Consider the following 26,681-nt stretch of genomic DNA (forward strand, 5'->3'; position numbering starts at 1 on the left):
ATGACTTCTGACAACGACCGCCGACGCGGCCTGCTCGCGCGGTTGCGCGGGCGGCCCGCCGCGCGCAGCAGGGGCCGCCGCCGGCTGGGCGCCGCGGTCCGGCTGTTCGCCGCGCTGATGCTCGCCGGCGGCGCCTACACCGTCTTCGCCCCCGGTGCGCAGGCACAGGACAACCCGCCGCTGACCGGCGCCGCCGCCGAGGGCAAGGCGCTGTTCGACGTGAGCTGTGTGACCTGTCACGGACGCAACGCCCAGGGCGTCGAGGGTCGCGGACCGAGCCTGGTCGGCGTCGGCGCGGCCTCTGTCGAGTTCCAGGTCAGCTCCGGCCGGATGCCGATGGCCCGGCAGGAGGCCCAGGCCCACCGCAAGCCCCCGGTCTTCACCGACGAGCAGACCCGCCAGCTGGCCCAGTACATCCAGGAACTCGGCGGCGGCCCGGTCGTCCCCGAGGGTGACGAGCTGCGTGACGGCGGCAACGTCGCGGCCGGCGGTGAGCTGTTCCGGATCAACTGCTCGCAGTGCCACGCCTTCGGCGGCGGTGGCGGCGCGCTCTCCTCGGGCAAGTTCGCACCCAGCCTGCACCCGGCGACCGACCGGCAGATCTACGCGGCGATGCTGAGCGGCCCGCAGAACATGCCGGTGTTCGGCGACAACCAGCTCCGGCCGGAGCAGAAGGCCGACATCATCGCGTACATCCAGGAGACCCTGAAGCACGACCAGGACCCGGGCGGGTTCAACCTCGGTCGGTACGGGCCGTCCACCGAGGGCCTGGCGATCTTCCTGGTTGGCATCGTGGCGCTCGTCTTCGCCAGCCTGTGGATTGCGGGCAAGTCGTGACCGAGCGGATCATCCGATTCAGTGCTGTGGTGCCGAGCGGCGCCACCCGTAGCGAGGTGACGGCATGAGCACCCACACCGAGCACCAGGCCCCGCAGGGCCGGGAGCCGCTCGACGTGAACGACCCCAAGCTGACCCGGTTCGACATCGTCCGCGAGGGCGCGCGCCGGGACGACATCGAGATCGTGCACTACGAGCCGCAGGTGCTGCCCGGCACGAAGGCCGAGCGTCGGCTGACCCGTGTCGTGGCCGGGTTCTTCCTGATCACCGGTCTGGCGGCGACCGCCTTCCTGGCCATCTACATCTGGTGGCCGTGGCAGTACGAGCCGGGCCGTGGCGGCGACAAGTTCTACACGCCGCTGCTCGGCGCCACCCTCGGCGTGGCCCTGCTCGCCGTCGGCTTCGGCATCCTGACCTGGGGCAAGAAGTTGCTGCCCAAGGAGGTCTCGATCCAGGACCGGCACGAGGGCCAGGTGGACTCCGAGGGCCGTACGATCACCGGCCAGACGATGCTCTACATGGCCGACGAGCTGGGTGTGAAGCGCCGCCCGCTGCTCGGCATCTCGCTGCTGGCCGGTCTCGCGCCGGTCGGCGCGGTCGCCGCGGCGCCCCTGGTCGGCGGTCTGATCTCGCAGCCGCACAAGAACAACCAGATGTTCACCACCGGCTTCGCCGCCGCCGAGGGTGGCGAACGGATCCGCCTGGTCCGTGAGGACGGTCGCCCGATCCGCCCGGCCGACATCAGTGCCGGCGGCCAGCTGACCGTCTTCCCCGGCATCGACCACGGCGTGAGCAACAGGCACGCCGACTCGCCGACGCTCCTGATCCACCTTCGGGACTCCGACGCGCAGGAGTCGCGCCGGGCCAACGAGCGGATCGGCCACGGCGACTACATGTGGGGCAACTACGCGGCGTTCTCCAAGATCTGCACGCACGCCGGTTGCCCGGCCAGCCTGTACGAGCAGCAGACCAACCGTCTGCTCTGCCCGTGCCACCAGTCCCAGTTCCTGATCACCGACAACGCCAAGCCCGTTTTCGGCCCTGCCAGCCGGCGGCTGCCGCAGTTGCCCATCGAGGTCGACTCCGAGGGCTTCTTCGTGGCGAAGTCCGACTACACCGAGACCGTCGGGCCTGATTTCTGGGAGCGGCCATGAAGCGTCGAAAGTTTGACCTGGCAGCCACGCCGGGCAAGGCCGCGGTGGGAGTGGACGACCGCTTCGCGGTGGCCACGCCGCTGCGCAAGCTGCTGAACAAGGTCTTCCCGGACCACTGGTCCTTCCTGCTCGGCGAGATCGCGCTGTTCTCGTTCGTCGTGCTGCTGCTGACAGGTGTGTTCCTCACCTTCTTCTTCGAGCCGGCGATGACCGAGGTGGTCTACGACGGCAGCTACGCGCCGTTGCAGGGCACCCCGATGTCCGCCGCGTACGCCTCCAGCCTGGACATCTCGTTCGACGTCCGCGGCGGTCTGGTGATGCGGCAGATGCACCACTGGGCGGCGCTGCTGTTCATGGCCGCCATCGTCGTGCACATGCTGCGGGTGTTCTTCACCGGCGCCTTCCGCAAGCCGCGCGAGACCAACTGGATCATCGGTTCGCTGCTGTTCTGGGTCGGCTTCCTGGCCGGCTTCACCGGCTACTCGCTGCCGGACGACGGCCTGTCCGGCACCGGCCTGCGGATCGCCTCGGCGATCATGCTGTCCATCCCGGTGATCGGCTCCTGGGTCACCTCGTCGATCTTCGGTGGCGAGTTCCCGGGCACGATCATCATCAGCCGGTTCTTCATCGCCCACGTGCTGCTCATCCCGGGTCTGCTCGTCGCGCTGATCAGCGTCCACCTGGGGCTGGTCTTCAAGCAGAAGCACACCCAGTGGCCCGGCCCCGGCCGGACCAACAACAACGTGGTCGGCGAGCGGATGTTCCCGCGCTACGCGCTGAAGCAGGGCGGCTTCTTCATGGTCGTCTTCGGCGTCATCGCGCTGATGGGTGGTCTGTTCCAGATCAACCCCATCTGGCTGTTCGGCCCGTACGAGGCGTGGGTGGTCTCGGCCGCCAGCCAGCCCGACTGGTACGTCATGTTCCTCGACGGCTCGACCCGACTCATGCCGGCCTGGGAGATCAACATCCCGATCGGCGACGGGTACGTCATCCCGCCGCTGTTCTGGCCGACTGTCGTCCTGCCCGGCATCCTGGTCGGCCTGTCGACGATGTACCCGTTCCTGGAGGCCCGGCAGCTCAAGGACCGCAAGAGCCACAACCTGCTCCAGCGTCCCCGGGACGTTCCGGCCCGTACCGCCGTCGGCGCCATGGCCGTCGCCTTCTACATCGTCCTGACGCTCTCCGGCGCCAACGACGTGATCGCGGACAAGTTCCAGATCAGCCTGAACGCGATGACCTGGGCGGGCCGGATCGGCCTGCTCGTGGTCCCGCCGATCGCGTACTACATCACCTACCGGCTCTGCCTCGGTCTGCAGCAGCACGACCGGGAGGTGCTCGCGCACGGCGTCGAGACCGGCATCATCAGGCGCCTGCCGGACGGCCGGTTCGTCGAGGTGCACCAGCCGCTCAGCGCGTCCGATGGGCACACGGACGGCCACGGTGAGCTGGAGTACGTCGGCTGGGTGGTGCCCAAGAAGATGAACCGGCTCGGTGCACTCGGCCCGGCCATCAGGGGCTTCTTCTACCCGATCGAGAAGCCGGTCGAGGCGCCTGTCTCGCCGGGGCACCCGCCGGTCGAGGCCCGGCCCGAGCGCGAGGAGATCGGCAGCGGCGAGAGCCGACGCTGATCGCCTGATCGCACGGTTACGGGGCGCCCGTCGGAATTCCGGCGGGCGCCCCGTCGTGTCCGCGTCCACCGCCCATCCGACCAGGAGTCGGACGGCCACGGCAGGACCGGTCGACCCCGCGCGTCGGGGGATCGCAGGAATAACCCCGGTGAGCCGGGTATCCGTGCGGTCCAACGTCTCAAGGGGGGGAACATGTTGGGTATCAAACGCCTCGGCCTGTTGGCCGCGCTGGTACTGGTCGGCGTCGCGCCGGCCGCGGCCGCGCAGGCCGCGGCACAGCCGTCAACGCAGGACACCCAGTATCTGCAGGCGGTGCACCAGGTGAACCTGTTCGAGATCACCGCTGGTGACCTCGCCCAGCAGAAGGGCCAGAACCAGGGGGTCAAGGACCTCGGTGCGATGTTGAAGACCGACCACACCCAGCTGGACCAGACGGTGCAGCAGACCGCGTCCCAGCTGAACGTGGAACTGCCGAACGAGCCCAGCGCCGATCAGCAGGCGGTCCTCGACAAGCTGAACAACGCCAGCGGCGCGGAGTTCGACAGGCTCTGGGTGACAAGTGAGCTGGCCGGCCACGTCCAGGCCATCCAGGCCACCCAGACGGAGATCTCGCAGGGCTCCGAGCAGTCGGTGGTCCAGCTGGCCCAGACCGCCCTGCCGACGCTCCAGGCGCACTACGACGAGCTGGTGCAGCTCGCCAACCAGCTCGGCATCCCGGTCCCGCAGACCAGCGCCAGCGGTACGCCCAGCCCGGGTGGCACCGGCACTGAGTCGCCGGCTCCGGGTGGTACGGGCACCGAGTCGCCGGCTCCGGGCGGCACCACCGAGTCGCCGGCTCCGGGCGGCGGCACCACCGAGACGCCGGCTCCCAGCGAGAGCTGACGTAGCGGCAAGCAGACGGCCGGTCCACCCCGCGCGGGGTGGACCGGCCGCCGTGCGTCAGGCGGTGGTCAGTCCGTGCCGGCGAGGCCGATCGCGAACGCTTCCTCCAGGTCGTGCTGGGAGTACGCCCGGAACGCGATGTGCGACTCGGTGTTCAGCACGCCCGGCACCTTCGAGATGCTGCCCGCGATGACCTGGGCGATCTGGTCGAACTCGCGGACCCGGACGATGGCGATGAGGTCGACGTGCCCGGCCACCGAGTAGACCTCGCTGACGCCGGGAAGGTTGGCCAGGGTCTCCGCCACCTCGGGAATCGCGTCGGTGGCGCAGTCGATCAGCACGATCGCGGTGATCACGGGGCATTTCTCCGTTCGTCGGCGTCGTCGCCCATGCTAGATGTTCCCGGTCGCCCCCGGAGCCGGGAGCCGTCGCGGCTCAGCCCCGGGCGGCGGGCACGGTGCGACGGTCCCCGAACCGGATCACGTCGTGCAGCCGTTCCCCGGCCCGGACGACGGCTCCCGGCCACACGACGGTGCGGCACACGTCGCCGTCCACCCGCGCGCCGGCGCCGACGACCGACTCCACGCACCGACCGGTCACCGTCGCCGACGGGTCGACCAGGACCCCGCCCTCGGCGGCGTGCAGGTTGGCCGCCAGGTAGTCGGCCGGGGTGCCGGTGTCGAAGAAGGTGCCCGGGTAGGGCACCACCTCCAGCTCGCCGGCCGCCTCGGCGGGCCGCCAGAGCACGCGGACCAGGTCGGAGAAGACCACCGGCAGGTCGCGGACCAGCCGCCAGGGCAGCAACGAGAACCCGGTGAAGCAGTGCCCGTCGAAGGTGCCCGGCGCCGTCGGGTCCGCGGCGGGCTGGCCGAGCAGGCGTACGGTGCGTCCGTCCCACCCGTCGACCAACGCGGCCACGTCGGGGCCCGGGGGAGCGGCCGGGTCGGCGAGGTACGCGTCGGCGTTGCCCACCAGCACCGGCCGGCCGTCGATCCAGTCCAGCAGGTTGGCCACCCCGCCCGCCGTGCCCAGCGGTTCACCGGGCTCCACCGACAGGTGGGCGCGGTCCCCGACGTGGGTGACCACCTGGTCGGCGAGATAGCACGCGTTCACCGCGACGCGGCCCGGCCCGGCCAGGCCGAGCCCGGTCAGCCGGGCCAGCGCCCGGTCCAGCAGCGGCACGTTGCCCACCGGGCACAGCGCCTTGGGGACCCGTTCGGTGAGCGGACGTAGCCGGGTGCCCTCGCCGGCGGCGAGCACCACCGCGCACAGGTCCTCCGGCAGGCCCGCCCCGGTCATGGCGTGGTGTCGGGCACCGGTGGCGGAAACTGCCCGGCCAGCGGCCCGATGTCGTAGTAGGCGAGCAGCCGGGCGGTCGACCAGCTCAGCTTGGGCAGGTCGTCCAGCGGATGCCAGGCCGCCTCGAAGACCTCCGCGCCGTCGACCACCAGCTCGGTGCTGGACGCCGGCACCTCCGCCTCGAAGACCACGTCCACCCAGCCCTTGGCGTGCACTATCGCGTTCGGTACGGCGGGGCGCAGCCGGGACGGGGCAAGCCGGATGCCGGACTCCTCGAACAGCTCCCGGGCCGCGCCCACCACCGGCGCCTCGCCCCTGTTCAGCAGGCCGGCGGGGAGCGACCAACCCTTGCCGGGCGGTTGGCGCAGCATCAGCAGCCGGCCCGCGCCCGTCGCCTCGGAATCGCGGACCAGGGTGACCGCGCCGACGATGTACTTGGGTACGGCCAGCTTGACCAGGCGCCGACGTACCGGCAGAGGCAGCCGGTAGAAGGCCTGGTAGAAGATGGCCCGACCGGTGGCGCGGGAGCGGGGGATCATGACTCCAGGCTAGTGGTCACGAATGTCCTTCGGACGTGCTGGGGCCGGCCCGGTCACTGCCGATGGTCGACCAGGTCGATGAGCTGGCGTACCACGGTGTCTGGTTCGATCACCCGGTCGAAGACCGCGACGAGCAGCGTCTCCAGGTCGGGGTAGCCCAACTCCTCGGAGAGGCGCAGCAGCGGCAGGTCACTGGCCAGGCCCCGGTTGTGCTGGCGCAGGGCCAGCCCGATGGTGGCCCGTCCGAGCCGCACCTTGTCGCTGATCGTGATGCCCGGCTCGGTGTGCTCGGCGAACCACCTGTTGATCTGCATCTGCGCGTGCGGCGACTTGACGAAGCCGAGCCACTCCCGGCGTGGGCCGCGCGGCGCCACGCCCGCCTCGAAACCGTTGTCGCCGTCGTTCTCGGTGAAGATCTCCACCACGTCGCCCTCGTCCAGCTCCGAGCTCAGCGGCGCCAACCGGCCGTTGATCCGGGCGGCGAGGCAGTGGTCGCCACGCTCGTTGCCCAGCTCGTACGCGAGGTCGACGGGCGTGGCGCCGGCCGGCAGCACCACCTGCCGCCCGTCGGCGAAGACCTGGATCTGCCCCTCGGCCAGGTCGCAGCGCAGCGACTCGTAGAACTGCGCCGGGTCGGCGGCCTCCGGCTCCCAGTCGAGCACCCGGCGCAGCCAGTCCAGCTGTTCGGCGCGGGCCGATGCGCTGCTGCTGCCCGAACGCGGGAAGCGGAAGTCGGCGGCGATGCCGTACTCGGCCGAGCGGTGCATCTCCTCGGTGCGGATCAGCACCTCCACGGTGCGGTCCTGCGGGCCGCAGACGCTTGTGTGCAGCGAGCGGTAGAGGTTGTTCTTCGGTGAGGCGATGAAGTCCTTGAAGCGGCCGGGGACGGGCCGCCACGTGCCGTGGATCGCGCCCAGGGCGGCGTAACAGTCGGTGGCCGGGCCGTCGACGACCACCACGATGCGCGGCAGATCGTACGGAGCGGTGTGGCCGCCGGCGATTGTGTCCTTCCAGATCGAGTAGAGGTGCCGGGGGCGGGGGCTCACCTCGGCGTCGACCCGGCTGCGCTTCAGGGCCACCCTGGCCCGGGCGACCACCGAGTCCAGGTACGCGTCCCAGCCCGGCCGGTCGTGCACGTGCCGGGCCAGCCGGGCGTGCTCGTCGGGCTCCAGGTGCAGCAGCACCACGTCGTCCAGCTCGCGCTTGAGGGTCTGGATGCCCAGCCGGTCACAGAGCGGGACCAGCACCTCCTGCGTCTTGCGGGCGATCCGCTCCCGCGACGACGCGGAGCGCACCCCGAGGGTGCGCATGTTGTGCAGCCGGTCGGCCAGCTTGATGATCAGCACCCGGACGTCCTTGGCGGCCGCGACGATCATCTTGCGGACCGTCTCCGCCTCGGCGGCCTTGCCGTAGAACGCCTTGTCGAACTTGGTCACCCCGTCGACCAGGTGGGCCACCTCGCCGCCGAAGTCCTCCGAGAGCGCCTGGAGCGTGTAGCGGGTGTCCTCCACCGTGTCGTGCAGCAGCGCCGCGACCAGGGTGGTGGTGTCCATCCCCAGTTCCGCGCAGATCTGGGCCACCGCGAGGGGGTGGGTGATGTACGGCTCGCCGCTCTTGCGGAACTGCCCGCGGTGCATGTTCTCCGCGATGGTGTACGCCCGGCGCAGCACCGCGGGGTCGGTGCCGGCGTGGATGCCCCGGTGGGTGCGGACCAGCTGCGTGACCGGGTCGGAGTCGGTTGTCGGCCAGGTGAGCAGTGACCGCAGCCGGCGGGCGAGCGGCAGCTCACCCGGCTGGGTCGGAAGGGCGCCCCCCAGGGCGGCGCCGTGTCCGGCGTCGACGTCCACGAGGGACACCTCCTCACCCCGGCTCCACGACGCCGGAGACCGACGGCCGGGAGCAGGCCCACGAATCGGGCAGGACTGCACTTCTCCAACAGCCTAAGCGAGTCGACGTAGTCCGATCGGTCACTTGGTCATGAGCGTTCGGTCGAGAGTTGGTGGGACGGAGCGTTCTCGGCCTTCGCCAGCAGGTCACGGAAGCGCCCCGCGCCACCCACCGGCGACGACCAACCGGACGACATCTCCACCAGCCGCGTCTCCGGTCGTTCCAACCAGGACAGGATGCGCTCGGACTCCTCGGCCGTGGCCGCCGGCACCGGCCCGTGCCCGCCCGCCACCGTCTCGGCGGTGGCCCGGATGGCGGTCAGGGTGGGTCGCGGGTGGACGCCGGGCGGGGACACCCCCGCGCCGGCCAGCCGGCCGTGGCGGATCAGCGCCAGCTCCCAGCCACCCCTGGCCGCCGGGCGGGCCGCCGCCAGCTCGACGATCCCGGTCAGCGCGGCCAGTCGCTGCATCCGCACGGTGGCGCGCAGCACCGCGGCCAGCCGGGACCGCACCACGGCGGCCTCCTCGTAGCGCTGGTCGCCCGAGAGCACGTCGATCCGGGCCAGCAGCGCGTCCACCACCCGCTGCGGGTCGCTCGCGGTGGCGGTGCGGAACGGCAGGACGGCCCTGTCGTCGTACTCCTCGGGGGTGATCCGGTGCTCGCAGGGCGCCGCGCAGCGACCCAGCTCGGCCAGCGCGCAGGCCGGCGTGACGGTGCGCAGCGAGAGCCGGTGCGTGCACTGGCGCAGCGGCACCGCGTCGTGGAAGCCGGCGGCGGCCAGCTCCGCGGCCCGCCGGGAGGTGAACGGCCCGAGGTACGCGGTGTCGGTGGGGGCCAGGTCGCGGACGATCGACAGCCGGGGGTACGGACCGTCGGTGAGCTTGAGCCAGACCATCCGCTCCGGGTACTTCGACCGCCTGTTGTACGGCGGGGCGTGCGCGGCGATCAGGCGCAGCTCGCGGACCTCCGCCTCCAGCGAGTGGGCGCACTCCACTGCCTCGACCCGCTCGGCCGCCGCCAGCATCTCGGAGATCCGGGCGCGCTTCTCGCCGGCGGTGAAGTAGCTGCGCACCCGGGTGGCGATGTCGACGGAGGTGCCCACGTAGAGCGGGCGGTCGTCGGCGGCCCGGAAGATGTAGACGCCCGGGACCTTGGGCAGCCCTTCGGCCAGGTGTCGTTTGCGGCGCTGGGTCGGGGTGACCGCCCGGGCGAACTCGATGGCGTCGCCGATCGTGTCCACCCGGTGCCCACCGAGCCGGCCGATCAGCCCGTGCAGCACGTCGACGGTGGCCTTCGCGTCGTCGAGCGCGCGGTGGGTGGGTTGCGTGGCGGTGCGGAAGTACGCGGCGAGGGTGCCGAGCTTGCGGTTAGGCACCTCGTCGCGGGTCAGCACCCGGCGGGCCAGCGCCGCGGTGTCCAGCACCCGGGGGTTGGGCCAGCGGTAACCGTGCTTGGCGCAGGCCGCCTTGAGGAACCCCACGTCGTACGGGGCGTTGTGGGCCACCAGCACGGCGTCGCTGATGAACTCCAGGAAGCTCGGCAGCACCTGCTCGATAGGCGGGGCGGGCAGCAGCATGGCCTGGGTGATCCCGGTCAGCACGGTGATGAACGGGGGGATCGGCTGCCCGGGGTTGACCAGGGTGGCCAGCACGCCCAACTGTTCGCCGCCGCGCACCTTGACCGCGCCGATCTCGGTGATGCCGCCGCCGTCCGGCGCGCCGCCGGTGGTCTCCAGGTCGACCACCACGAAGGTGGTCGCGTAGAGCGGCAGCGCCGGGTCCACCCCGCCCGTCACCGGGTCGAGACCGGCAAGTGACTCCTGGACGTACTCCGCCTGTGCCATCGGCGGCACGCTAGCGCCACGGTCCGACACTCCTGTCGCAACGTCCCCACCAGTCACCATGGGGGTAGGATGAGAGATCGGCTCACTCACCGGGCGGTGGGCCCGGTCGCGGTGGGAGACTTGCCACATGCCCCTCACCGAGCCGTACGACGACCACCTCCCGCAGGAGGATCCGGTCGCGCGCCACGGTGCGGGCAACCCGGACGACAACGTAGTCACGGACCCATCGGGCGCATCCGCCCCCAGGACACCTGACGACGGTGCGGGCGTCGAGCCCGAGCCGACACTGCCCGAGGCGGTGCGCCAGCGGATCGTGACGCTCACCGCGGCGGTGCTGCCCACCCTGCCCGCCGACGAGGTGCCGGTGCCGCTGCGCCGGGTGGCCAAGTTCGCCCCGAACCGGCGGGCCCGGCTCGGCGCGCCTGCCATCGCCGCCCAGCTCACCGCCGACCCCCTGTTCCGGCAGCGGGTCACCGCCCGCGTGCTGGCCGACGCCGGTGACCTCGGCGCGGCAGTCGTCGAGGGCACCGCGCCCGCCGCCGCCGACCCGGTCGAGGTCGCCGCCCTGGCCTACCTGGCCCGTCCGCGCGGCTGGCGGGAGCTGATCGACGCCAGCGGCGCGGCCGTGCGCGCCGAGGCGGACAGCGCGGTCGTCGCCGAGCTGGTCCGCGAGGCCGAGCAGCGGGCCACCCGCGCCGAGCACGACCGGGCGGTGGCCCGGGTCGAGGCAGAGAAGCTGCGCGACGAGCTGGCCCGCGTCCGGGAGGAGCTGGGTCAGCTCCGCGAGGAGTCCCGGCAGGTGGCCCGCACCCTGCGCGAGACCCAGGCCCGCGAGCGCAAGGCCACCGAGTTGCTGGCCACCGAACGCGGCCGGGCGGCCCGCGCCAGCGCCGACGTGGACGCCGAGCTGCGCCGCGCCCGGGCTCGACTGGCCGAGGCGGAGGCCGCCGCAGGGGTGGCCCGGGCCAGTGCCAAGGAGGCCCGTTCGGTCGACGACGCCCGGCTCTGGCTGCTGCTGGAGACCATCGGCCAGGCGGCCGTCGGTCTGCGCCGCGAGCTGGCGCTCGACCCGGTCGACAAGCTCCCCGCCGATTTCGTGGCCGACGCGTTCGCCGAGCAGCCGGGCAGCGCCCCGGCCAGCCCCGCCGCCCGTGCCCGGGACACCGACGACCCGGCCCGGCTCGATCAGCTGCTCGCGCTGCCCCGGGCGCACCTCGTGGTGGACGGCTACAACGTCACCAAGCGGGGCTTCGGTGAGATGTCCCTGGAACAGCAGCGCAAGCGTCTGATCACCGGCCTGGGCGGGATCGCCGCGCAGACCGGCGACGAGGTCACAGTCGTCTTCGACGGCGCCGAGCGGATGCACGGGCTGCCACCCGCGCCGCGCGGCGTACGGGTGCTCTTCTCCCGCAAGGGCGAGACCGCCGACGAGCTGATCCGGCGGCTGGTCCGCGCCGAGCCGGCCGGCCGTCCGGTGGTGGTGGTCTCCTCCGACCGCGAGGTCGCCGACGGGGTGCGCCGGCACGGGGCGTACCCGTTGGGCGCGGACTCGCTGCTGCGGCGCCTCGCCCGCTCCTGACCGCGCCCGCTGCCCGCCCTGACCCGGCCAAATCGTGCGTGCCCGCCGGCCCCCCGCGTGTCGGTCCGGGGCGCTAGCATCGCCGCACCGTCGAGGAGGGGAGTCACGATGGGTCAGGACGACGTCGCGGTCTTCGTCGACCAGGATCTACGCGGTGCGCGTTTCACCAGGTCGACGCTCGCCGGTGCGGTGATGCGCGGCGTGGAGGTGGCCGGTCTGGACATCGACGCGCCCTGGTTGGCCGGCTCGACGCTCGTGGTCAACGGCATCGACGTCGTGCCGTTCGTCGAGGCCGAGCTCAACCGGCGGTTCCCCGGCCGAGAGTTGAGGCGGGCCACCGACCCGGCCGACCTGCGCGCGGCGTGGGCGGCCACCGAGCGAGCCTGGGCGGCGGCCGTGGATCGGGTCCGCGTCCTGCCCGAGGGCGCCGCCGATGTCCAGATCGGTGGCGAGTGGTCGTTCGCGCAGACGCTGCGCCACCTGGTGTTCGCCACCGACGCGTGGCTGGGCAAGGCGATCCTGCGCCTGCCGCAGCCGTTCCATCCGCTCGGTCAGTCGCACGCCGAGTACGAGACGGACGGCTTCGACATGTCGGTGTTCGCCCCCGGGCAGCCGACCTTCGACGAGGTCCTCGAGGTCCGGGCGCAGCGGCAGGCCATGGTGCGTGACTTCCTCGCGACCGCCACACCTGAGCTGCTGGCCGAGGAGCGCCCGAGTGTCTGGTCGCCGGAGCAGCACGTGTCCGCCCTGAAGTGCGTCCACGTGATCCTCAACGAGGAGTGGCAGCACCTCCGCTACGCCCTGCGTGACCTGGACGCCCAGGGCTGACGCCGGGGCTGGCGGGTTCGTCAGGTGGGTGGTAGCCGCCGGGCCAGCTCGCGGCGCAGGACGTGGCGGTCCGGGGTCATCCAGGTGAGCGGGACGACCAGCTCGTACGGTCCGCGCCCGGGTGTCGACCACTGGCCGGGCCGCATCGGGGGTCGGGTCTGCCCGGGGTCGCGGGGTCTGACCACGAGTCGTGGGTCCAGGGCGCCGCGAACCTGGGCGCTCGCCACGTTCGTCCAGTCGATGGTGAGCGCGGTTCCGTCCGGCCCGGTCAGGCGCAGCGACTCCTCGGTCAACCGCAGGGGGAGTCGGGGCTGACGGCGCAGCTGCCAGCGCATCACCGCCGCGCTGACGAGGCCGATCCCGCCGAACCGCAGCAGCGCGTGCCACCACGGCTCGTCGAACGCCGCCGCGTACCCGGCGAGGAGCGCTGCCGCGCCCACCGTGACGACGGCGACGGTCGTCCGGCGTCGGGCGGGCGAGCAGTGGAAGTCCACGACGGACGCGGCATCGACGCTGCTCATCGTCGTGCTCTGCCCGGCTGGCCGTCGCGCCAAACGGAGTTGCCGCGTGACCGACACCCGGCTCGGCGACGTGGCGGTGTGCGGGCGGTCGGGTTACCCCGTTATCGCTGAACTGAGGTGGATCTCGCCCGCAACGGCCGTTCGGGCGGGGTTTCTGTCGTACCCGGCGGTTAGCGTCGATGTCACCGACGGTGCTTGGGTGACGACGACAGGGCGTCGGCCGTGCGCCGCGAACGATCAGGAGGCCTGATGCTCATCGACTGCGACGGGTGCGCCAAGCGGGGTGACGGTTGTTCCGACTGCCTGCTGGCCGCCCTGTTCGACGAGACGTCCCCGGCGGCCGGGCTGGTCGCCGCCGAGGTCCAGGCGATCGAGGTGCTCGCCCGGGCCGGCCTCGACGTCGAGGTGCTGGCCGCGCCCCACCGTCCCGGCGACGCCGGCCGTCCCGCCACCCGCCGGGTCGCCTGAGCGCGGCACCGCGCCGGGAGCGACCCCTCCGCGGGCCATAGGATGGGCGGTCACGGCGGGAGGAGCGGCGGCATGAGCGGGGTACGACGCGACGACGGCAGGACCGTCGGGCACACGCTCGGCGGCACCGCGACGGTCGAGGGCCTGTCCGCCCGGCGTGGCGTGCCGGTCCCGGGCGACAGCGTGCCGCCCCGTGGTGCGGCGGTGTCCGCGTGACCCCGCGCGGCTGGGCGGTGCTGACCCTGGCCGGGTTGACCGTCGCGCTGGTGGTGGTCGCCGCGCTGCTCATCCCGTGGCATCGGCCACCCGCGCCCCGGGCCGACCAGCTCGCCGCGCTGCGTGACCTGCCCGCCGAGCAGGTGGCCAGGGGGCGGGAGTTCCGCTCGGCGCTGCGCCCCGGCGCCTACACCGCGCTCGCCGTCGGCCTGCTGATCGCGTTCGCGCTCGGGCTCACCCCGCTGGGCAGCCGCCTGGTCGAGCTGGTGGGCCGACCCTTCGGCGGGCACTGGGCCGCGCAGGCCGTGCTCGGCGGGCTGGCCGTGGTGCTCGTCGCCGACCTGGTCACCCTCCCGTTCGCCGCCTGGCGGCAGAGCGTCCTCACCCGCTACGGGCTGAGCACCAACGGCTGGAGCGGCTGGGCCGTCGACCTGCTCAAGTCGTACGCGGTGAGCGCGGTGATCGGCGCGGTGGCGTTGTTCGGCTTCTACGCGGTCATCCGGCTCGCGCCGCGCTGGTGGTGGGCGTTCGGCGCGGCGGGCGCCGCCCTCCTCGTGGTGCTGCTGTCGTTCGTGCTGCCGGTGCTCGTGGAGCCGGTGTTCAACAGGTTCACGCCGATGGAGCAGGGTCCGCTGCGCACCGAGCTGATAAGCATGGCCGCGCGCGACGGGGTGCCGGTGCGCGACGTGCTCGTCGCCGACGCCTCCCGCCGCACCAGGGCGGTGAACGCGTACGTCTCCGGTCTCGGCCCGACCCGGCGGGTGGTCGTCTACGACACGCTGCTGACCGAGGGGACCCCGGCCGAGGTGACAGCCGTGGTGGCGCACGAGCTGGGGCACGCGAAGGATTCCGACGTGGCCGTCGGCACGCTCACCGGGGCGCTGGGCGCCGCCGCGGCGGTGGTGGCGCTCTACCTGCTCGGCTCGTGGGGGCCGCTGCTGCGGCTGGCCGGCGTCGACTCGGTGGCCCACCCACGCGCGTTCCCGCTGCTGCTCGCCCTCGTCACGGTGGCCGGGCTGGTCGCCGCGCCGGTGCAGGCGCTGATGTCGCGCCGGGTGGAGGCGCGCGCCGATGCGCACGCGCTCGCGCTCACCGGCGACCCGGTGGCCTTCGAGTCGATGCAGCGGCGGCTCGGCTCGGTCAACCTGGGTGACCCCGACCCGCCGCGCTGGGAATACCTCTACTCCGCCTCGCATCCGTCCACCGTGGAGCGGATGGCCGCCGCCCGCGCGTACGCCCGGGAGGCTGGCCGATGAGCCGTACGCTGCTGATCACCAACGACTTCCCGCCCCGCCCCGGGGGCATCCAGTCCTTCGTGCACAACCTCGCCCTGCGCCAGCCGGCCGGTTCGGTTGTCGTGTACGCGTCGAGCTGGCGGGGTGCCGCGAAGTTCGACGCCGACCAGCCGTTCGAGGTGATCCGGGAACGCACCCGGGTCCTGCTGCCGACCCCGCTGATCGCCCGCCGGGCGGCCCGGCTGGCCCGCGCGTACGACTGCGACACGGTGTGGTTCGGCGCGGCGGCACCACTGGGGCTGCTCGCCGCGGGTCTGCGCCGGCGGGCGGGCGTACGCCGGGTGGTGGCGCAGACCCACGGTCACGAGGTCGGCTGGGCGGCAGTGCCGGCGGCCCGGCCGGCGCTGCGCCGCATCGGTAGGGGTGTGGACGTCACGACGTACCTGGGTGAGTACACCCGTACCCGGCTCGCCCGCGTGCTGGACGGGGTGACCGAGCTGCGCCGCCTGGCACCGGGGGTGGATGTGGACACCTACCACCCCACTGTGGACGGTGAACAGGTCCGGGCCCGGCTGGGGCTCACCGACCGGCCGGTGGTGGTCTGCGTGTCCCGGTTGGTGCCCCGCAAGGGACAGGACATGCTGATCCGGGCGCTTCCGGAGATCCGCCGCCGGGTGCCCGACGCGGCGCTGCTGATCGTCGGCGGTGGCCCGTACCGGGCAACGTTGGAGAAACTGGCCCGGCAGACCGACGTGGAACGCGACGTGGTCTTCACCGGCTCGGTGCCGTCGGCGGAGTTGCCGGCACACTACGCGGCAGGCGACGTGTACGCCATGCCGTGCCGCACCCGTAACCGCGGCCTCGACGTGGAGGGGCTGGGCATCGTCTACCTGGAGGCGTCCGCCACGGGTCTTCCGGTGGTGGCCGGCGACTCCGGGGGCGCGCCGGACGCGGTCCGCGAGGGCGAGACCGGTTACGTGGTCGGTGGGCGGGACGTCGCCCAGCTCGCCGACCGGGTCGCCCGGCTGCTCGCCGACCGGGACCTGGCCCGTCAGCTGGGTGCGGCGGGCCGGGCCTGGGTGGAGCGGGAGTGGCGCTGGGAGACGCAGGCGCAGCGGATGGCGGAGCTGCTCGCCGGCTGACCACCTGTCCCGCTCAGGTGGTGCCCGCCCGGGGTGGCGCGTAGCGCGGCACGTACTCCTGGCCGGTCAGCCGTTGGATCGCGGCCATGACCTCGTCGGTGACGACCCGGATGTCGCGTGGCCCGTTGATCCGACCGGCGACGGGGATCGGCGGACCGAACCGCAGGGTGACCGGGTGCCGGCGGGGCAGTCGCGCGTCGACGGGCAGCACCTCGGCGGTGCCGAGAACGCCCACCGGGACGATCGGCACCCCGGCGTCGCGGGCCAGCCTGGTCATGCCGGTGCGGCCCCGGTAGAGGCGGCCGTCGGGGGAGCGGGTGCCCTCCGGGTAGATGGCGACCAGACCGCCGCCGCGCAGCACCGGACCGGCGGCGTCGAGGGCCGTGAGGGCGGCCCGTCCGCCGGCGCGCTCGACCCGGATCGCGCCCATGCCGGCGACGATCCCCCGGCTGACCCAGCCGCCCGGTCCCCGCGCGGTGAAGTACTCGGACTTGGCCCAGAAGGTGACGTGTCGCGGTGTCAGGCAGGCGAGGAACACCTCGTCGGCGACGGACAGGTGGTTGCCCGCGAGGATCGCGCCGCCGCGTCGCGGCAGATGCTCCAGCCCTTCCACGCGGGGCCGCCAGCCCGCCCGCAGGACGGTGCCGACTGTCAGTTTGCTGAGGTCGTACAGCAGGGGCACGTGTCCTCCGGTTCAGTGCGGGGCGGGGCCGAGGTGGGCGTCGAGCGTGGCGCGCAGCAGGGCGTCGTCGTCGGTGACGCCGGTGGCCAGCGGCAGGCTGCCCCAGGCCCAGAGTTGGGCGATGCCGTGCAGGTTGGCCCAGAGCGCGCCGGCCAGCACCGAGGCGGGGACGTCGTCGGGCCGGCGTACCTGGGCCACCAGGTCGGCCAGGACGGCGAACAGCGGCAGGCTCGTCTCGCGCAGCCGCAGCCGGCCGCTGTCCAGCAGGTCGTGCCGGAACATCAGCTCGAACATGCCGCGATGCGCGGCCGCGAAGTCCAGGTACGTCCGGGCCAGCGCGGTCAGTTGGGTACGCGGGTCCGGGTCGGCGTCGCGCATCGTCTTCCGGACCCGTGTGGTGAGGTCGGCGAAGCCCTCGCGGGCGATGGCGGAGAGCAGGTCGACGTGGGTGGGGAAGTATCGTCGCGGCGCGCCGTGGGAGACGCCGGCCCGGCGGGCGATCTCCCGCAGCGACACGGCCGACTGGCCCTCGCGGAGCACCAGGTCCACCCCGGCGGCGACCAGTCGGGCCCGGACGCCCGCGTCCCCGTCGTTCATAGACAGTGTCTACCAGGATGGCGTAGACGGTGTCTACTCCCCGCCCTTCCCGGTGCCGATCAGCGGATGCGGGCCAGGATCCGGTCGGCCGGCGCCGGCCTGCCGAAGTGCCAGCCCTGGGCGGCGTCGCAGCCGATCGCCCGCAGCCGTTCGGCCTGCCCGGCGGTCTCCACACCCTCGGCCGTCACCGTCAGATCCAGGGCGTGCGCCAACGACACGAGCGAGGCCAGGATCCGCTCGTCGGTACGCCCGACCGCCGGGGACCGCAGCCCGGCCACGAACTCCCCGGCCACCTTCAACTCGGTCACCGGAAGGTCCCGCAGGTACGCCAGATTGCTGTAGCCGGTGCCGAAGTCGTCGATGGCGATCCGCACACCGAGGTCGGCGAGCACCCGCAGGGCGCGTACCGGCTCCTCGGCGGTGCTCATCATCGTGCTCTCGGTGATCTCCAGCTGGAGCCGTTCCGGTGGCAACCCGGTCTGCCGCAGCAGGGCGAGCACGTCCTGCACGAGACCGGGCCGGTGCACCTGCCGAACTGCCAGGTTGACGCTCACGAACGGCGCCTGGACCCCGCCGGCCGACCACGCCTCCGCCTCCCGGCACGCCTCGGCCAGCACCCACCCGCCCAACTGCACGATCAGGCCGGTCTCCTCCGCCAGCCCGATGAAGCTGTCCGGACGCAGCACACCCAGCTCCGGATGGCGCCACCGCACCAGCGCCTCCACACCCAGCAGCCGGCCGTCGCGCAGCGACGTCAGCGGCTGGTAGTCGAGATAGAACTCGCCCCGCTCCAGAGCGGCGGGAATCGCCGCGGAGAGCGCGTACCGGGCCAGCTCCCGCCGGCTGCGTTCGGCGTCGTAGAGCGCCCAACGGTCCCCGCCGGCCGACTTCGCCCAGTGCAGGGTCGCGTCGGCCGCCCGCATCAGATCAGTGGGATTGGCGCCGGCCACCTGCCTCTCGACGATGCCGATGCTCGCCGAGACCTGCAACTCGTGCCCGTCCACGAGCGCCGGGGTTCGCACCGCGGCCAGCGCCGTCTCGGCCACCTTCACCATGTCGTCGGTGCCGCCGGTCCGTTCGACAAGGATGACGAACTCGTCGCCGCCCAGCCGGGCCACCAGGTGCTCGCCCAGGTCCTGGCAGAGCCGCTCGGCCACCATCGTCAACAGTCGGTCGCCCACCTGGTGGCCCAGCGTGTCGTTGACGACCTTGAACCGGTCCAGGTCGAGGAAGCACACCCCGACCCGCTGCGCGCCCCGACCCGGCTCGTTGAGGGCGGCGGCCAGCCGCTCGGTGAACAGCGTCCGGTTGGGCAGGCCGGTGAGCGGGTCGTGCGTCGCCTGGTGCCGGAACCGCGCCTCGCTGGCCCGCAGGGCCCGCTCCGCCTGCGTACGCGCCATCATGGCGGCCCGACGGATCGACTCCTGCTCGTCGAGCGTCCGGTCGCGAAGTGCGCGGGCGTAACCCGTCGCCACGGCGGCCAGCAGCCGGGCCATCCGGTCCTCGACGTCATCGGCCACCAGGCCCAGGTCGCGGACCAGCCGGAGCTGGATCACCTCGACGGTCCGGCCCAACCCCTCCGCCGAGGCGATGTGCGCGGCGACCAGCTCGGCGCCCACCCGGTGCCCGGCGCGCAGGTCGAACGGCTCGGCGAGCAGCGCGCCTGCCAACTGGCCGGTGAGCCGGTGCAGCAGCGCCTCGAGCTGCGCCTGCGTCATCGGCAGGTAGCTGGTGCCGGAGACGGCTTTCGCCCAGGCCCGCGCGAACGTGCTCGGACGGGACGCCGCCTCGGGCGATTCAGCCACCGAGTCGCCCGACGCCGCCCATGAAGACCGCGCGCTCGGCGTCCTCCGCGCTGTCCGGAGTGTCCGGTCGCCACTGCGGCACCCACACCACACCCGGGTCGAGCAGCTCGAACCCGTCGAACAACGCGGTCAGCTCGGCCCGGCTGCGGACCCAGAGGGGACTGTCGGTGCGCCTGTAGACGCGTTCCGCCTCGGCCCGCTCGTCGGCTCTGTGCCCGTCGTCGCTGGCCTGCGACAACACCAGGTAGCTGCCGGGGGCCAGGGCGTCGCGCAGGGTCGCCAGCAGCTCCGCAGGCCGGTCGTCGTCGGGGACGAAGTGCAGCACCGCCACGATCATCACCGCCACCGGCTGGCTCAGGTCGAGCAGCTTGCGCACGTCCGGGTGGCCCAGGATGGCCTCCGGGTGCCGCAGGTCCTCCTGGACGACCACGGCCCGGTCGTTGCCGGACAGGATCTCCCGGCTGTGCGCCACCGCCACCGGGTCGACGTCCACATAGACCACCCGCGACGCCGGGTCGATCCGCTGGGCGATCTCGTGCACGTTGCCGACAGTGGGGATGCCCGAGCCGATGTCCAGGAACTGCCGGATCCCGGCCTCGGCCAGGTGGTGCACCGCCCGGCGCAGGAACGCGCGGTTGGCCTGAGCCATCAGCGGCGCCTCCGGCACCGCGGCCACCATCGCCTGCGCCGCGGCCCGGTCGGCCGCGAAGTTGTGCGAGCCGCCGAGATAGTAGTCGTACATCCGCGCGACGCTCGGGCGCTCGATGTCGATGGTGTCGGGCGCCCAGTCCGGCCGCTGCATGCGCTCACCCCTTCCGAGTCGGCGTCGTGGGCGTCGTCGCCCGCGCGGGTATTGTGCCCCCGACACGCCCGCCAGACCATAGCCTGCCGCCAGGTCTCCCGCCGACGTCGGTCGATATGCGAAAGTCCGCGCCGGCGGTGAGGCTGGCGCGGACTTCGGTCGCGGTGTCCCGCTCGACGAGCGGGGGCTGGTCAGAACTTCGGGGCGTCCGGCGCTTCGAGAAGGCCGAGCCGCAGCGCCGTCATCAGCGCCTGAGCCCGGTTGGCCGCTCCGAGCTTCTCGTAGAGCTTGGAGATGTGGGTCTTGGCCGTGGACTCGCTGACGAACAGCTGCTTGGCGATGCCCGCCACGCTCATGCCGTCGGCGAGCAGCCGCAGCACCTGCCCCTCCCGGGGGGAGAGCTGCGGACCGGACGGGGCGAGGCGACGCTTCATCGCCTCGGCCAGGTCGGCGGCCGTGAACGCGCTGGGGGAGGAGGCGGCGTGCCGGGCGGCGGCCACCACCTCGTCGGCCGGGGCGGTCTTCGGTACGAAGGCGCTCGCACCGGCCTCCAGGGCGCCGAAGAGCTGGTCGTCGCCTGCGTACATGGTCAGCACCACGATGCCCATGGACGCGCTGGACTTGCGCAGCGCGCGGGTGGCCTCCAGGCCACTGCCGTCGGGCAGGCGCAGATCCATGATCACCACGTCCGGCTGCAGAGCGCCGGCCTGACGTACACCCTCTGCCGCCGTGGCGGCCTCACCGACGACCTCGAACTGCCTGTCGCGCTCGAACGCGTGCCGCAGGCCCTTGCGAATCAGGTCGTGATCGTCGACAAGGAGGACCTTGGTGCGGGTGGCCGGTGTCGGACTTGTGGTCATCCTCGGGTTACTCCCCTTCTGGTGCTGCGCTGTCGCGCACGTTATCTCGCCGGGACGAGGTGCCGAGAACCACCGCCACGGTCGTGCCGCTGGGTTGCCGCGGCCTGATCTCCAACCGGCCTCGGATACGTTCCGCCCTCTCGGCCATGATCGCAAGACCGTACCGTCCGTCGGGGCGCTGGTCAGCCATCCCCTGACCGTCATCCGACACTTCTATTTGCGCATACGGGGGGTCCACCTCACACGTGACCCACAGATTGGACGCGCCGGCGTGCTTGCGCGCGTTGGTGACCGCCTCCTGCGCGATGCGCAGCAACTCGGCCTCGGTGGCCGCCGGCAGCCGCGCCGTGGACTCGTCGAGCGACAGGTGCACGCGCAGCCCGCCGGAGGCGCCCACCGTGCGCGCGTACTCGGCGATCGCGGCGGCCAGCCCGCCCTGCCGGTCCACCTCGCTGCGCAGCTCGAAGAGGCTCAACCGCAGCTCGGTGATCACCCGGGTCACCTCGCCTCGCAGCGTCCGCAGCGCCTCGGCGGTCTCGTCGGCGTCGTCGAAGACGGTGGCCAGGGCGTTGTCGATGCCGTAGCCGACCATCACCAGCTCCTGCGCCACCCCGTCGTGGATCTCCCGGGCCAGCCGCTGCCGTTCCTCGTTGGTGGCCAGCGAGCGGACCTCGTCGAAGAGCAGCGCCGCCTCCAGCCGCAGCGCGGCCGGCCGGGTCAGCGCGGTCACCCGGTCCACCACCGGCGGCGGGTACGCCTGCGCGACGTCCGCCTCCAGCACCACCAGCCCGACCGTGCGGACGCCGGCGACCAGCGGCACGATCAGCGCGGACACGTCCCCGCCGCGGTGCGTCCGGGACTGCGACCGGGCGGCGGTGGTGGCCTGCTGGCTGGCCCAGGCGTCGGCGATCGCCGAGTCCGCGTCGACTGTCGTCTCCCAGTCCACCCGGTCTACCCCGGCCTGGGCGAGCACCACGAGCCGGCCGCCCCCACTGGCCGACAGCACCGCGCCCCGGTCGGCCCGGGCCACCGTGCGCAGCTCCTCGATCAGGTGCTCGGAGATGCCGCCCGGGTCCAGGGTGGCGCCGGGCAGTTGCCGGGCCACCGTGCGCAGCTGGGTCAGCAGCCGGGTCGCCTCGGCGTACGGCTGGGGCTTGCCCTCGCCGCGTACCGCCATCACCCGGTGCAGGGTGCCGGCGGCGTACAGCCCGAGGGCGGCCAGGATCAGCCACTGCGCGCACACCGCCAGGTAGCCCGGCTGGCCGAGCTGGCGCCCCCCGCCGACCTCGGTCAGCGCGCCGCTGACCAGCAGGGTGGCGGCGGTGACGGCGAGCAGGGCGGCGCCCTCGGAGAAGCGGCGGCGCAGCGCGGTGACTGTCACCGGGACCGCCAGGTACGGCAGCACGGCCGACGCGCCCAGGCCGGCGACCGCGCCCCCGATCGCCGCGTCCGCGGCGACCTGGCTCGCGGCCAGCCCCAGCACCACGACCTCGGCAACCCGGCTCAGTGGGCCGATCAGCCGGTGCTGCGGGGCGAGCAGCGACGGCAGCCCGGCGACGGCCAGCAGCGCGATCCACCACAGCTGGGCGACGTCGCGGGTGGCGAACAGGGTCAGGACGGCGACCAGCGCCAGCATCACCAGGCGGGCGGCCGCGGCGAGGGGATGCGGGTGCGGTGCGGCGGATGTCGATGCGGGCACGTGACGGATGGTAGTCAGCCTTGGTAGATGTCGGCGATTTCCGCCGCGTACGTCTTGTGGACGACCTGCCGCTTGACCTTGAGCGACGGGGTCAGCTCGCCGGTGCTCTCGGTGAAGTCGTGGGGCAGGATCCGGAACACCTTGATCGCCTCGGCCTTGGAGACGGCCCGGTTCGCGGCGTCGACCGCGGACTGGATCTCCGCGCGTAGACCCTCGTGCTCCCGCAGTTGCTCGACAGTGGTGTCGGCGGGCAGCCCGGCGCCGGCCAGCCAGGCGGGCAGCGCCTCCTCGTCGAGGGTGACGAGCGCCGCGATGAACGGCTGGCGGTCGCCGACCACGACGCACTGGCTGATCAGCGGGTGCGCCCTGACCTGGTCCTCCAGCACCGCCGGCGCGACGTTCTTGCCGCCGGAGGTCACGATCAGCTCCTTCTTGCGGCCGGTGATGCTCAGGTACCCGTCGTTGTCGAGCTGGCCCAGGTCGCCGGTGCGGAACCAGCCGTCGGCGCTGAGCGTCTCGGCGGTCGCCGCGTCGTTGTGCCAGTAGCCCTGGAAGATCAGCTCACCGGAGATCAGGATCTCGCCGTCGTCGTCGATCCGCACTGTCACGCCGGGCAGCGGGCGGCCGACGGTGCCGATCCGGGTGCCGGTGGGCAGGTTCGCCGCTGCGGCGGGCGAGGTCTCGGTGAGGCCGTAGCCCTCCAGGATCGGCACGCCGATGCCCCGGAAGAAGTGGCCGAGCCGGGCGCCGAGCGGCGCGCCGCCGGAGATCGCGTCGCGGCACCGTCCGCCGAGCGCCGCGCGCAGCTTGCGGTAGACCAGCCGGTCGAAGACCGCGTGCTGGGCCCGCAACGCCAGGCCCGGCCCGCCCGGCGTCTCCAGCGCCTCGCTGTACGAGATGGCGACCTGCTCGGCCCGGGCGAAGATGCGGCCCTTGCCGTCCGCCTCGGCCTTCTGCTTGGCCGCGTTGTAGACCTTCTCGAACACCCGAGGTACGGAGAGCACGAACGTCGGCCGGAACTCCTGGAGCTCGGCGACGAGGTTCTTGGGGTCGGCGCAGTGCGCCATGGTGGCCCGGGCCTGCACCACGCCGATCTGGATGAGCCGGGCGAAGGCGTGCGCCAGGGGCAGGAAGAGCAGGGTGCTCGCGCCGGCGTTGAACAGGTTCGGCAGCACCGGCACCGCGTTGGCGATGTCGGCGTACATGTTGCGGTGGGTGAGCACGCAGCCCTTGGGCCGGCCGGTGGTGCCGCTGGTGTAGATGATGGTGGCGACGTCGCGGGAGCGGACCCCCCTGCGGCGCTGCTCGACCTCGACCAGCTCGACCGAAGCGCCGGCGGTGACCAGGTCGTCGACTCCGCCGAGCTCGATCTGCCAGAGGTGCTTCAGCTCGGGCAGCCGGTCGCGCACATCGGCGATCAGCTCGGCGTGCCTGTCGGTCTCCACCATGACGGCGACCGCGCCGGAGTCGGCGAGGATCCACGCGGCCTGCTCGGCGCTTGACGTCTCGTAGATCGGCACGGTGATCGCGCCTGTCGTCCAGATGGCGTAGTCCAGCAGGGTCCACTCGTAGCGGGTGCGGCTCATCAACCCGACCCGGTCACCCGGCTGGACGCCGGAGGCGATCAGCCCGCGTGCCACAGCCACGACCTCGTCGCGGAACTGCAGGCAGGTCACCTCTGCCCAGGTGGTGCCGTCGGCGGTGCGGGTGCGGCGGGCGAACTGGACCGTGTCCGGTGCGACCTCGGCGTTTTCCCAGACCGGATCGGTGAGGTTGGCCGCGTCGCCAACGGTGACGATCGGCGGAACGGAGAACTCGCGCACCTGCACTCCTTCGTGCTCGCACTGGTCAGACCGGTCGCCACCACGGCGTCCGTCCCATCGAAACCTACCCGGCGGGTGGTTACGGTGCCGTAGGCAGGGCGCGGCGGGGGCGGCGCGCCGCGGGGGCGGCACCCGCCGGGTAGCCTCCCCCCATGGCGGACTCCTCCACCCAGTCGATCATCATCGGCGCGTCACCGGACCTGGTGGCGGCGGTCATCTGCGACTTCCCGCGTTACCCGGAGTGGACCGAGGCGGTGCGCCGGGTCGAGGTCGTCGAGGAGTACGAGGACGGTTACGCCAGCCAGGTGCGGTTCACCATCGACGCCGGGGTGATGGCCGACGAGTACGTCCTGGCCTACGAGTACGCCGAGGACCTGTCGCGGATCGAGTGGCACCTGGTCGCGCCGTCGAAGATGCAGAAGAGCCAGCGCGGTTCGTACGACCTGCTGGGTAACCCGGACGCCAGCACCACGGTGACGTACACCCTCGAGGTCGAACTGTCGGTGGGCATGCTCGGCATGTTCCGGCGCAAGGCCGAAAAGATGATCATGGACACCGCGTTGAAGCAGCTCAAGCGCCGGGTAGAAGCATCCGGTGCGGCGCAGTGACGCGTCCGGCAGGGCGGAGGAGCCGAGGTTGAGCGGCACAGATCCGGGCTCGGCCCGGCACGAGGCGGAGCGGCTTGTCGCCACCCTGCTCGCGGGGGCGCGGCTGGCCGCCGCCGGGTCGGCGGGTGGCGCGTCCGGCCCGCTCGGTGGCCTGCTGGCGGGTGTCCTCGGTCACAGCGACACCCCCGCCGGCCGGCCCGGTGGGACCGGAGGTTTCGCCACCGCTTCCCCTGAGTGCTGCGTGTGTCCGGTTTGTCGGGGCATCGCCGCGTTGCGGGACCCGAGTCCGGAATTCGCCGAGCGGCTCGCCACCGGCGCCGGTGACCTCGCGGCAGGTGTGGCCAGCCTGCTGCGCGCGTTCTCCCCGCCGGAGCCGCCCCCGGCGCACACCTCCGACTCCGCCGCGCCGGCCGGGCCGGCACCCGCCCCGACCGGCGACGGCGAGGCCCCGCGGCCCGCGCCGACCGACCGGCTGTCCGACGCCGGCGACGACCACGTGTGGCGCGATGCCACCCGCACCGGGCATGATTCTCAGCCGGCGCCGGAAGGGGATGTCTGGTCGGCCGCCACCCGGACGGCGGACCCACTCGCCCCGCCCACCGCACCACCCGTCGACGACGCCGGGGCGGTGGCCGCACCGGGGCCGACCACCCGCCCCGTGGTGCCCGCGTCGCGGGTGCCCGACGACGCCGGCGCGGACGCACCGGGCGACGAGGCCTGACCGCGGGACATCCCGACCCGGACCGACGTTTCGTCGGTGCGCGGGCCGGACAGCACAGCAGAGGGGAGCGGCAGCGGTGACGCTGACCATCGGAGTCGACGTCGGAGGCACGAAGGTGGCCGGCGGTGTCGTGGACGACACCGGCGCGGTACTCGTGCAGACCCGACGGGACACTCCCGCCGATGACGTCGGCAAGACCCGCGACGTCATCATCGATCTGGTCGGCGAACTCGCTGCCGGGCGGACGATCGAGGCCGTCGGGATCGGCGCGGCCGGCTGGATCGACGCCACCCGGTCCACCGTGCTCTTCGCCCCGAACCTCGCCTGGCGCGACGAGCCGCTGCGCGAGTACGTCAGCGCCGCGGTGGGTCTGCCGGTCATCGTCGAGAACGACGCGAACGTCGCCGCCTGGGCGGAGTTCCGCTACGGCGCGGCCCGCGACGCCGACGACTCCATGATCATGTTCACTATCGGCACCGGCGTCGGCGGCGGCATCGTCCTCGGCGGCGAGCTGATGCGCGGCGCGCACGGCGTCGCCGCGGAGCTGGGTCACATGCTTGCCGTGCCGGACGGGCACCAGTGCGGCTGCGGACGGCTGGGCTGCATCGAGCAGTACGCCAGCGGCAGCGCCCTGGTCCGTTTCGCCCGCGCCGGCGCCCGACAGGAACCGAACCGGGCGACCGCGCTGCTGGAGCTGGCAGGTGGCGAGGCCGAGGCGATCACCGGTCACATGGTGACCGCCGCCGCGCAGGACGGCGACCCGATCTCCGCCGAGGCGTTCGCGCAGATCGGCAGGTGGTTGGGCACCAGCCTCGCCGACATGGCGCAGATCCTCGACCCGCAGACCCTGGTGGTCGGCGGCGGTGTGGTCGAGGCCGGCGACCTGCTGCTCGGCCCCACCCGCCGCTCGTACCTCGACGCGCTCGCGCAGCGCGGCCGCCTGCCGGTGGCCGAGGTGCTCCCCGCCGAACTGGGCAACAGCGCCGGGGTGATCGGCGCCGCCGACCTGGCCCGCCGGATCTGAGGC

26 protein-coding genes are annotated in these 26,681 nt (G+C 72.9%); 13 read left to right on the forward strand and 13 right to left on the reverse strand.

Annotation, left to right across the window (positions count from 1 at the left end):
• The 4 genes from ACFY1S_RS19825 (at position 1) to ACFY1S_RS19840 (ending at position 4,500) form a co-directional block, all read left to right on the forward strand.
• On the forward strand, positions 1–837 hold the full coding sequence (locus ACFY1S_RS19825; protein WP_364362534.1) for a cytochrome c: 837 nt from the start codon (positions 1–3) through the stop codon (positions 835–837).
• Positions 838–901: 64 nt separating this feature from the next.
• Positions 902–1,990: a ubiquinol-cytochrome c reductase iron-sulfur subunit gene (locus tag ACFY1S_RS19830; protein WP_387119936.1), complete on the forward strand. Its 1,089-nt coding sequence runs from the start codon at positions 902–904 to the stop codon at positions 1,988–1,990.
• The gene (locus ACFY1S_RS19835; RefSeq protein ID WP_387119939.1) at positions 1,987–3,618 is read left to right on the forward strand and encodes a cytochrome b N-terminal domain-containing protein; all 1,632 of its coding nucleotides are present in this window, start codon (positions 1,987–1,989) and stop codon (positions 3,616–3,618) included. Before ACFY1S_RS19830 ends, ACFY1S_RS19835 begins: the two co-directional genes overlap by 4 nt.
• 192 nt (positions 3,619–3,810) lie before the next feature.
• A complete protein-coding gene (locus tag ACFY1S_RS19840; protein WP_387119942.1) occupies positions 3,811–4,500 on the forward strand; it encodes a DUF4142 domain-containing protein in 690 nt (229 codons plus the stop codon).
• 68 nt (positions 4,501–4,568) lie between these two features.
• Here ACFY1S_RS19840 and ACFY1S_RS19845 read toward each other — a convergent pair whose 3' ends face one another.
• From ACFY1S_RS19845 to ACFY1S_RS19865, 5 genes are all read right to left on the reverse strand, one after another.
• Entirely contained in the window at positions 4,569–4,856 is a 288-nt protein-coding gene (locus tag ACFY1S_RS19845; protein ID WP_139585793.1) for an Lrp/AsnC family transcriptional regulator, read from the reverse strand.
• A gap of 79 nt (positions 4,857–4,935) precedes the next feature.
• Positions 4,936–5,799, reverse strand: coding sequence for an NDP-sugar synthase (locus tag ACFY1S_RS19850; protein WP_387119945.1), 864 nt, complete (start codon positions 5,797–5,799; stop codon positions 4,936–4,938).
• Positions 5,796–6,338 carry an NUDIX hydrolase gene (locus ACFY1S_RS19855; protein ID WP_139585795.1) on the reverse strand — a complete coding sequence of 181 codons (543 nt, stop codon included), beginning with the start codon at positions 6,336–6,338 and terminating at the stop codon, positions 5,796–5,798. Before ACFY1S_RS19855 ends, ACFY1S_RS19850 begins: the two co-directional genes overlap by 4 nt.
• Positions 6,339–6,391: 53 nt before the next feature.
• A complete protein-coding gene (locus ACFY1S_RS19860) occupies positions 6,392–8,185 on the reverse strand; it encodes a RelA/SpoT family protein (protein ID WP_387120281.1) in 1,794 nt (597 codons plus the stop codon).
• A gap of 128 nt (positions 8,186–8,313) precedes the next feature.
• Positions 8,314–10,068 carry a DEDD exonuclease domain-containing protein gene (locus tag ACFY1S_RS19865; protein ID WP_387119949.1) on the reverse strand — a complete coding sequence of 585 codons (1,755 nt, stop codon included), beginning with the start codon at positions 10,066–10,068 and terminating at the stop codon, positions 8,314–8,316.
• A 127-nt stretch (positions 10,069–10,195) separates the two neighbouring features.
• Between ACFY1S_RS19865 and ACFY1S_RS19870 the strand changes: the two genes are divergently transcribed.
• Positions 10,196–11,647: an NYN domain-containing protein gene (locus tag ACFY1S_RS19870; protein ID WP_387119952.1), complete on the forward strand. Its 1,452-nt coding sequence runs from the start codon at positions 10,196–10,198 to the stop codon at positions 11,645–11,647.
• 108 nt (positions 11,648–11,755) lie between these two features.
• Positions 11,756–12,475 (forward strand): DinB family protein, encoded by a 720-nt coding sequence (locus ACFY1S_RS19875; protein WP_387119955.1) that lies wholly within the window; start codon positions 11,756–11,758, stop codon positions 12,473–12,475.
• A 20-nt stretch (positions 12,476–12,495) separates the two neighbouring features.
• Here ACFY1S_RS19875 and ACFY1S_RS19880 read toward each other — a convergent pair whose 3' ends face one another.
• The gene (locus ACFY1S_RS19880; protein ID WP_387119958.1) at positions 12,496–12,996 is read right to left on the reverse strand and encodes a hypothetical protein; all 501 of its coding nucleotides are present in this window, start codon (positions 12,994–12,996) and stop codon (positions 12,496–12,498) included.
• 249 nt (positions 12,997–13,245) lie between these two features.
• Between ACFY1S_RS19880 and ACFY1S_RS19885 the strand changes: the two genes are divergently transcribed.
• The 4 genes from ACFY1S_RS19885 to ACFY1S_RS19900 all read left to right on the forward strand — a co-directional run bounded on the left by ACFY1S_RS19885 (position 13,246) and on the right by ACFY1S_RS19900 (position 16,057).
• Positions 13,246–13,464, forward strand: a complete 219-nt coding sequence (locus ACFY1S_RS19885) for a hypothetical protein (RefSeq protein WP_387119961.1) — start codon at positions 13,246–13,248, stop codon at positions 13,462–13,464.
• A gap of 72 nt (positions 13,465–13,536) precedes the next feature.
• Positions 13,537–13,680, forward strand: coding sequence for a hypothetical protein (locus ACFY1S_RS19890; protein WP_387119964.1), 144 nt, complete (start codon positions 13,537–13,539; stop codon positions 13,678–13,680).
• Complete coding sequence (locus ACFY1S_RS19895; protein WP_387119966.1) at positions 13,677–14,936, forward strand: M48 family metallopeptidase; 1,260 nt, start codon at positions 13,677–13,679, stop codon at positions 14,934–14,936. Before ACFY1S_RS19890 ends, ACFY1S_RS19895 begins: the two co-directional genes overlap by 4 nt.
• Entirely contained in the window at positions 14,933–16,057 is a 1,125-nt protein-coding gene (locus ACFY1S_RS19900; RefSeq protein ID WP_387119969.1) for a glycosyltransferase family 4 protein, read from the forward strand. Before ACFY1S_RS19895 ends, ACFY1S_RS19900 begins: the two co-directional genes overlap by 4 nt.
• 13 nt (positions 16,058–16,070) lie before the next feature.
• Here ACFY1S_RS19900 and ACFY1S_RS19905 read toward each other — a convergent pair whose 3' ends face one another.
• From ACFY1S_RS19905 to ACFY1S_RS19935, 7 genes are all read right to left on the reverse strand, one after another.
• Complete coding sequence (locus ACFY1S_RS19905; RefSeq protein ID WP_387119973.1) at positions 16,071–16,739, reverse strand: lysophospholipid acyltransferase family protein; 669 nt, start codon at positions 16,737–16,739, stop codon at positions 16,071–16,073.
• A gap of 12 nt (positions 16,740–16,751) precedes the next feature.
• Positions 16,752–17,336, reverse strand: a complete 585-nt coding sequence (locus ACFY1S_RS19910; RefSeq protein ID WP_387119975.1) for a TetR/AcrR family transcriptional regulator — start codon at positions 17,334–17,336, stop codon at positions 16,752–16,754.
• A 59-nt stretch (positions 17,337–17,395) separates the two neighbouring features.
• A complete protein-coding gene (locus tag ACFY1S_RS19915) occupies positions 17,396–19,054 on the reverse strand; it encodes a putative bifunctional diguanylate cyclase/phosphodiesterase (protein ID WP_387120284.1) in 1,659 nt (552 codons plus the stop codon).
• A gap of 79 nt (positions 19,055–19,133) precedes the next feature.
• Positions 19,134–19,943 carry an SAM-dependent methyltransferase gene (locus tag ACFY1S_RS19920; RefSeq protein ID WP_387119978.1) on the reverse strand — a complete coding sequence of 270 codons (810 nt, stop codon included), beginning with the start codon at positions 19,941–19,943 and terminating at the stop codon, positions 19,134–19,136.
• Between the two features lie 191 nt (positions 19,944–20,134).
• Complete coding sequence (locus ACFY1S_RS19925) at positions 20,135–20,803, reverse strand: response regulator transcription factor (RefSeq protein ID WP_007072219.1); 669 nt, start codon at positions 20,801–20,803, stop codon at positions 20,135–20,137.
• 7 nt (positions 20,804–20,810) lie between these two features.
• The gene (locus tag ACFY1S_RS19930; protein WP_364362547.1) at positions 20,811–22,502 is read right to left on the reverse strand and encodes a GAF domain-containing sensor histidine kinase; all 1,692 of its coding nucleotides are present in this window, start codon (positions 22,500–22,502) and stop codon (positions 20,811–20,813) included.
• Positions 22,503–22,516: 14 nt separating this feature from the next.
• Positions 22,517–24,325 carry an AMP-dependent synthetase/ligase gene (locus tag ACFY1S_RS19935; protein WP_387119981.1) on the reverse strand — a complete coding sequence of 603 codons (1,809 nt, stop codon included), beginning with the start codon at positions 24,323–24,325 and terminating at the stop codon, positions 22,517–22,519.
• A gap of 152 nt (positions 24,326–24,477) precedes the next feature.
• Here ACFY1S_RS19935 and ACFY1S_RS19940 point away from each other — a divergent pair, with 152 nt between their 5' ends.
• From ACFY1S_RS19940 to ACFY1S_RS19950, 3 genes are all read left to right on the forward strand, one after another.
• Complete coding sequence (locus tag ACFY1S_RS19940) at positions 24,478–24,933, forward strand: SRPBCC family protein (protein WP_387119984.1); 456 nt, start codon at positions 24,478–24,480, stop codon at positions 24,931–24,933.
• Positions 24,934–24,961: 28 nt separating this feature from the next.
• Entirely contained in the window at positions 24,962–25,654 is a 693-nt protein-coding gene (locus ACFY1S_RS19945) for a hypothetical protein (protein WP_387119987.1), read from the forward strand.
• A gap of 76 nt (positions 25,655–25,730) precedes the next feature.
• The gene (locus ACFY1S_RS19950) at positions 25,731–26,678 is read left to right on the forward strand and encodes an ROK family glucokinase (protein ID WP_364362551.1); all 948 of its coding nucleotides are present in this window, start codon (positions 25,731–25,733) and stop codon (positions 26,676–26,678) included.
• The last annotated feature ends 3 nt before the right edge of the window (positions 26,679–26,681 follow it).

Origin of the sequence: Micromonospora sp. NPDC000663 (assembly GCF_042898105.1) — a bacterium.
Taxonomy (GTDB): domain Bacteria; phylum Actinomycetota; class Actinomycetes; order Mycobacteriales; family Micromonosporaceae; genus Micromonospora.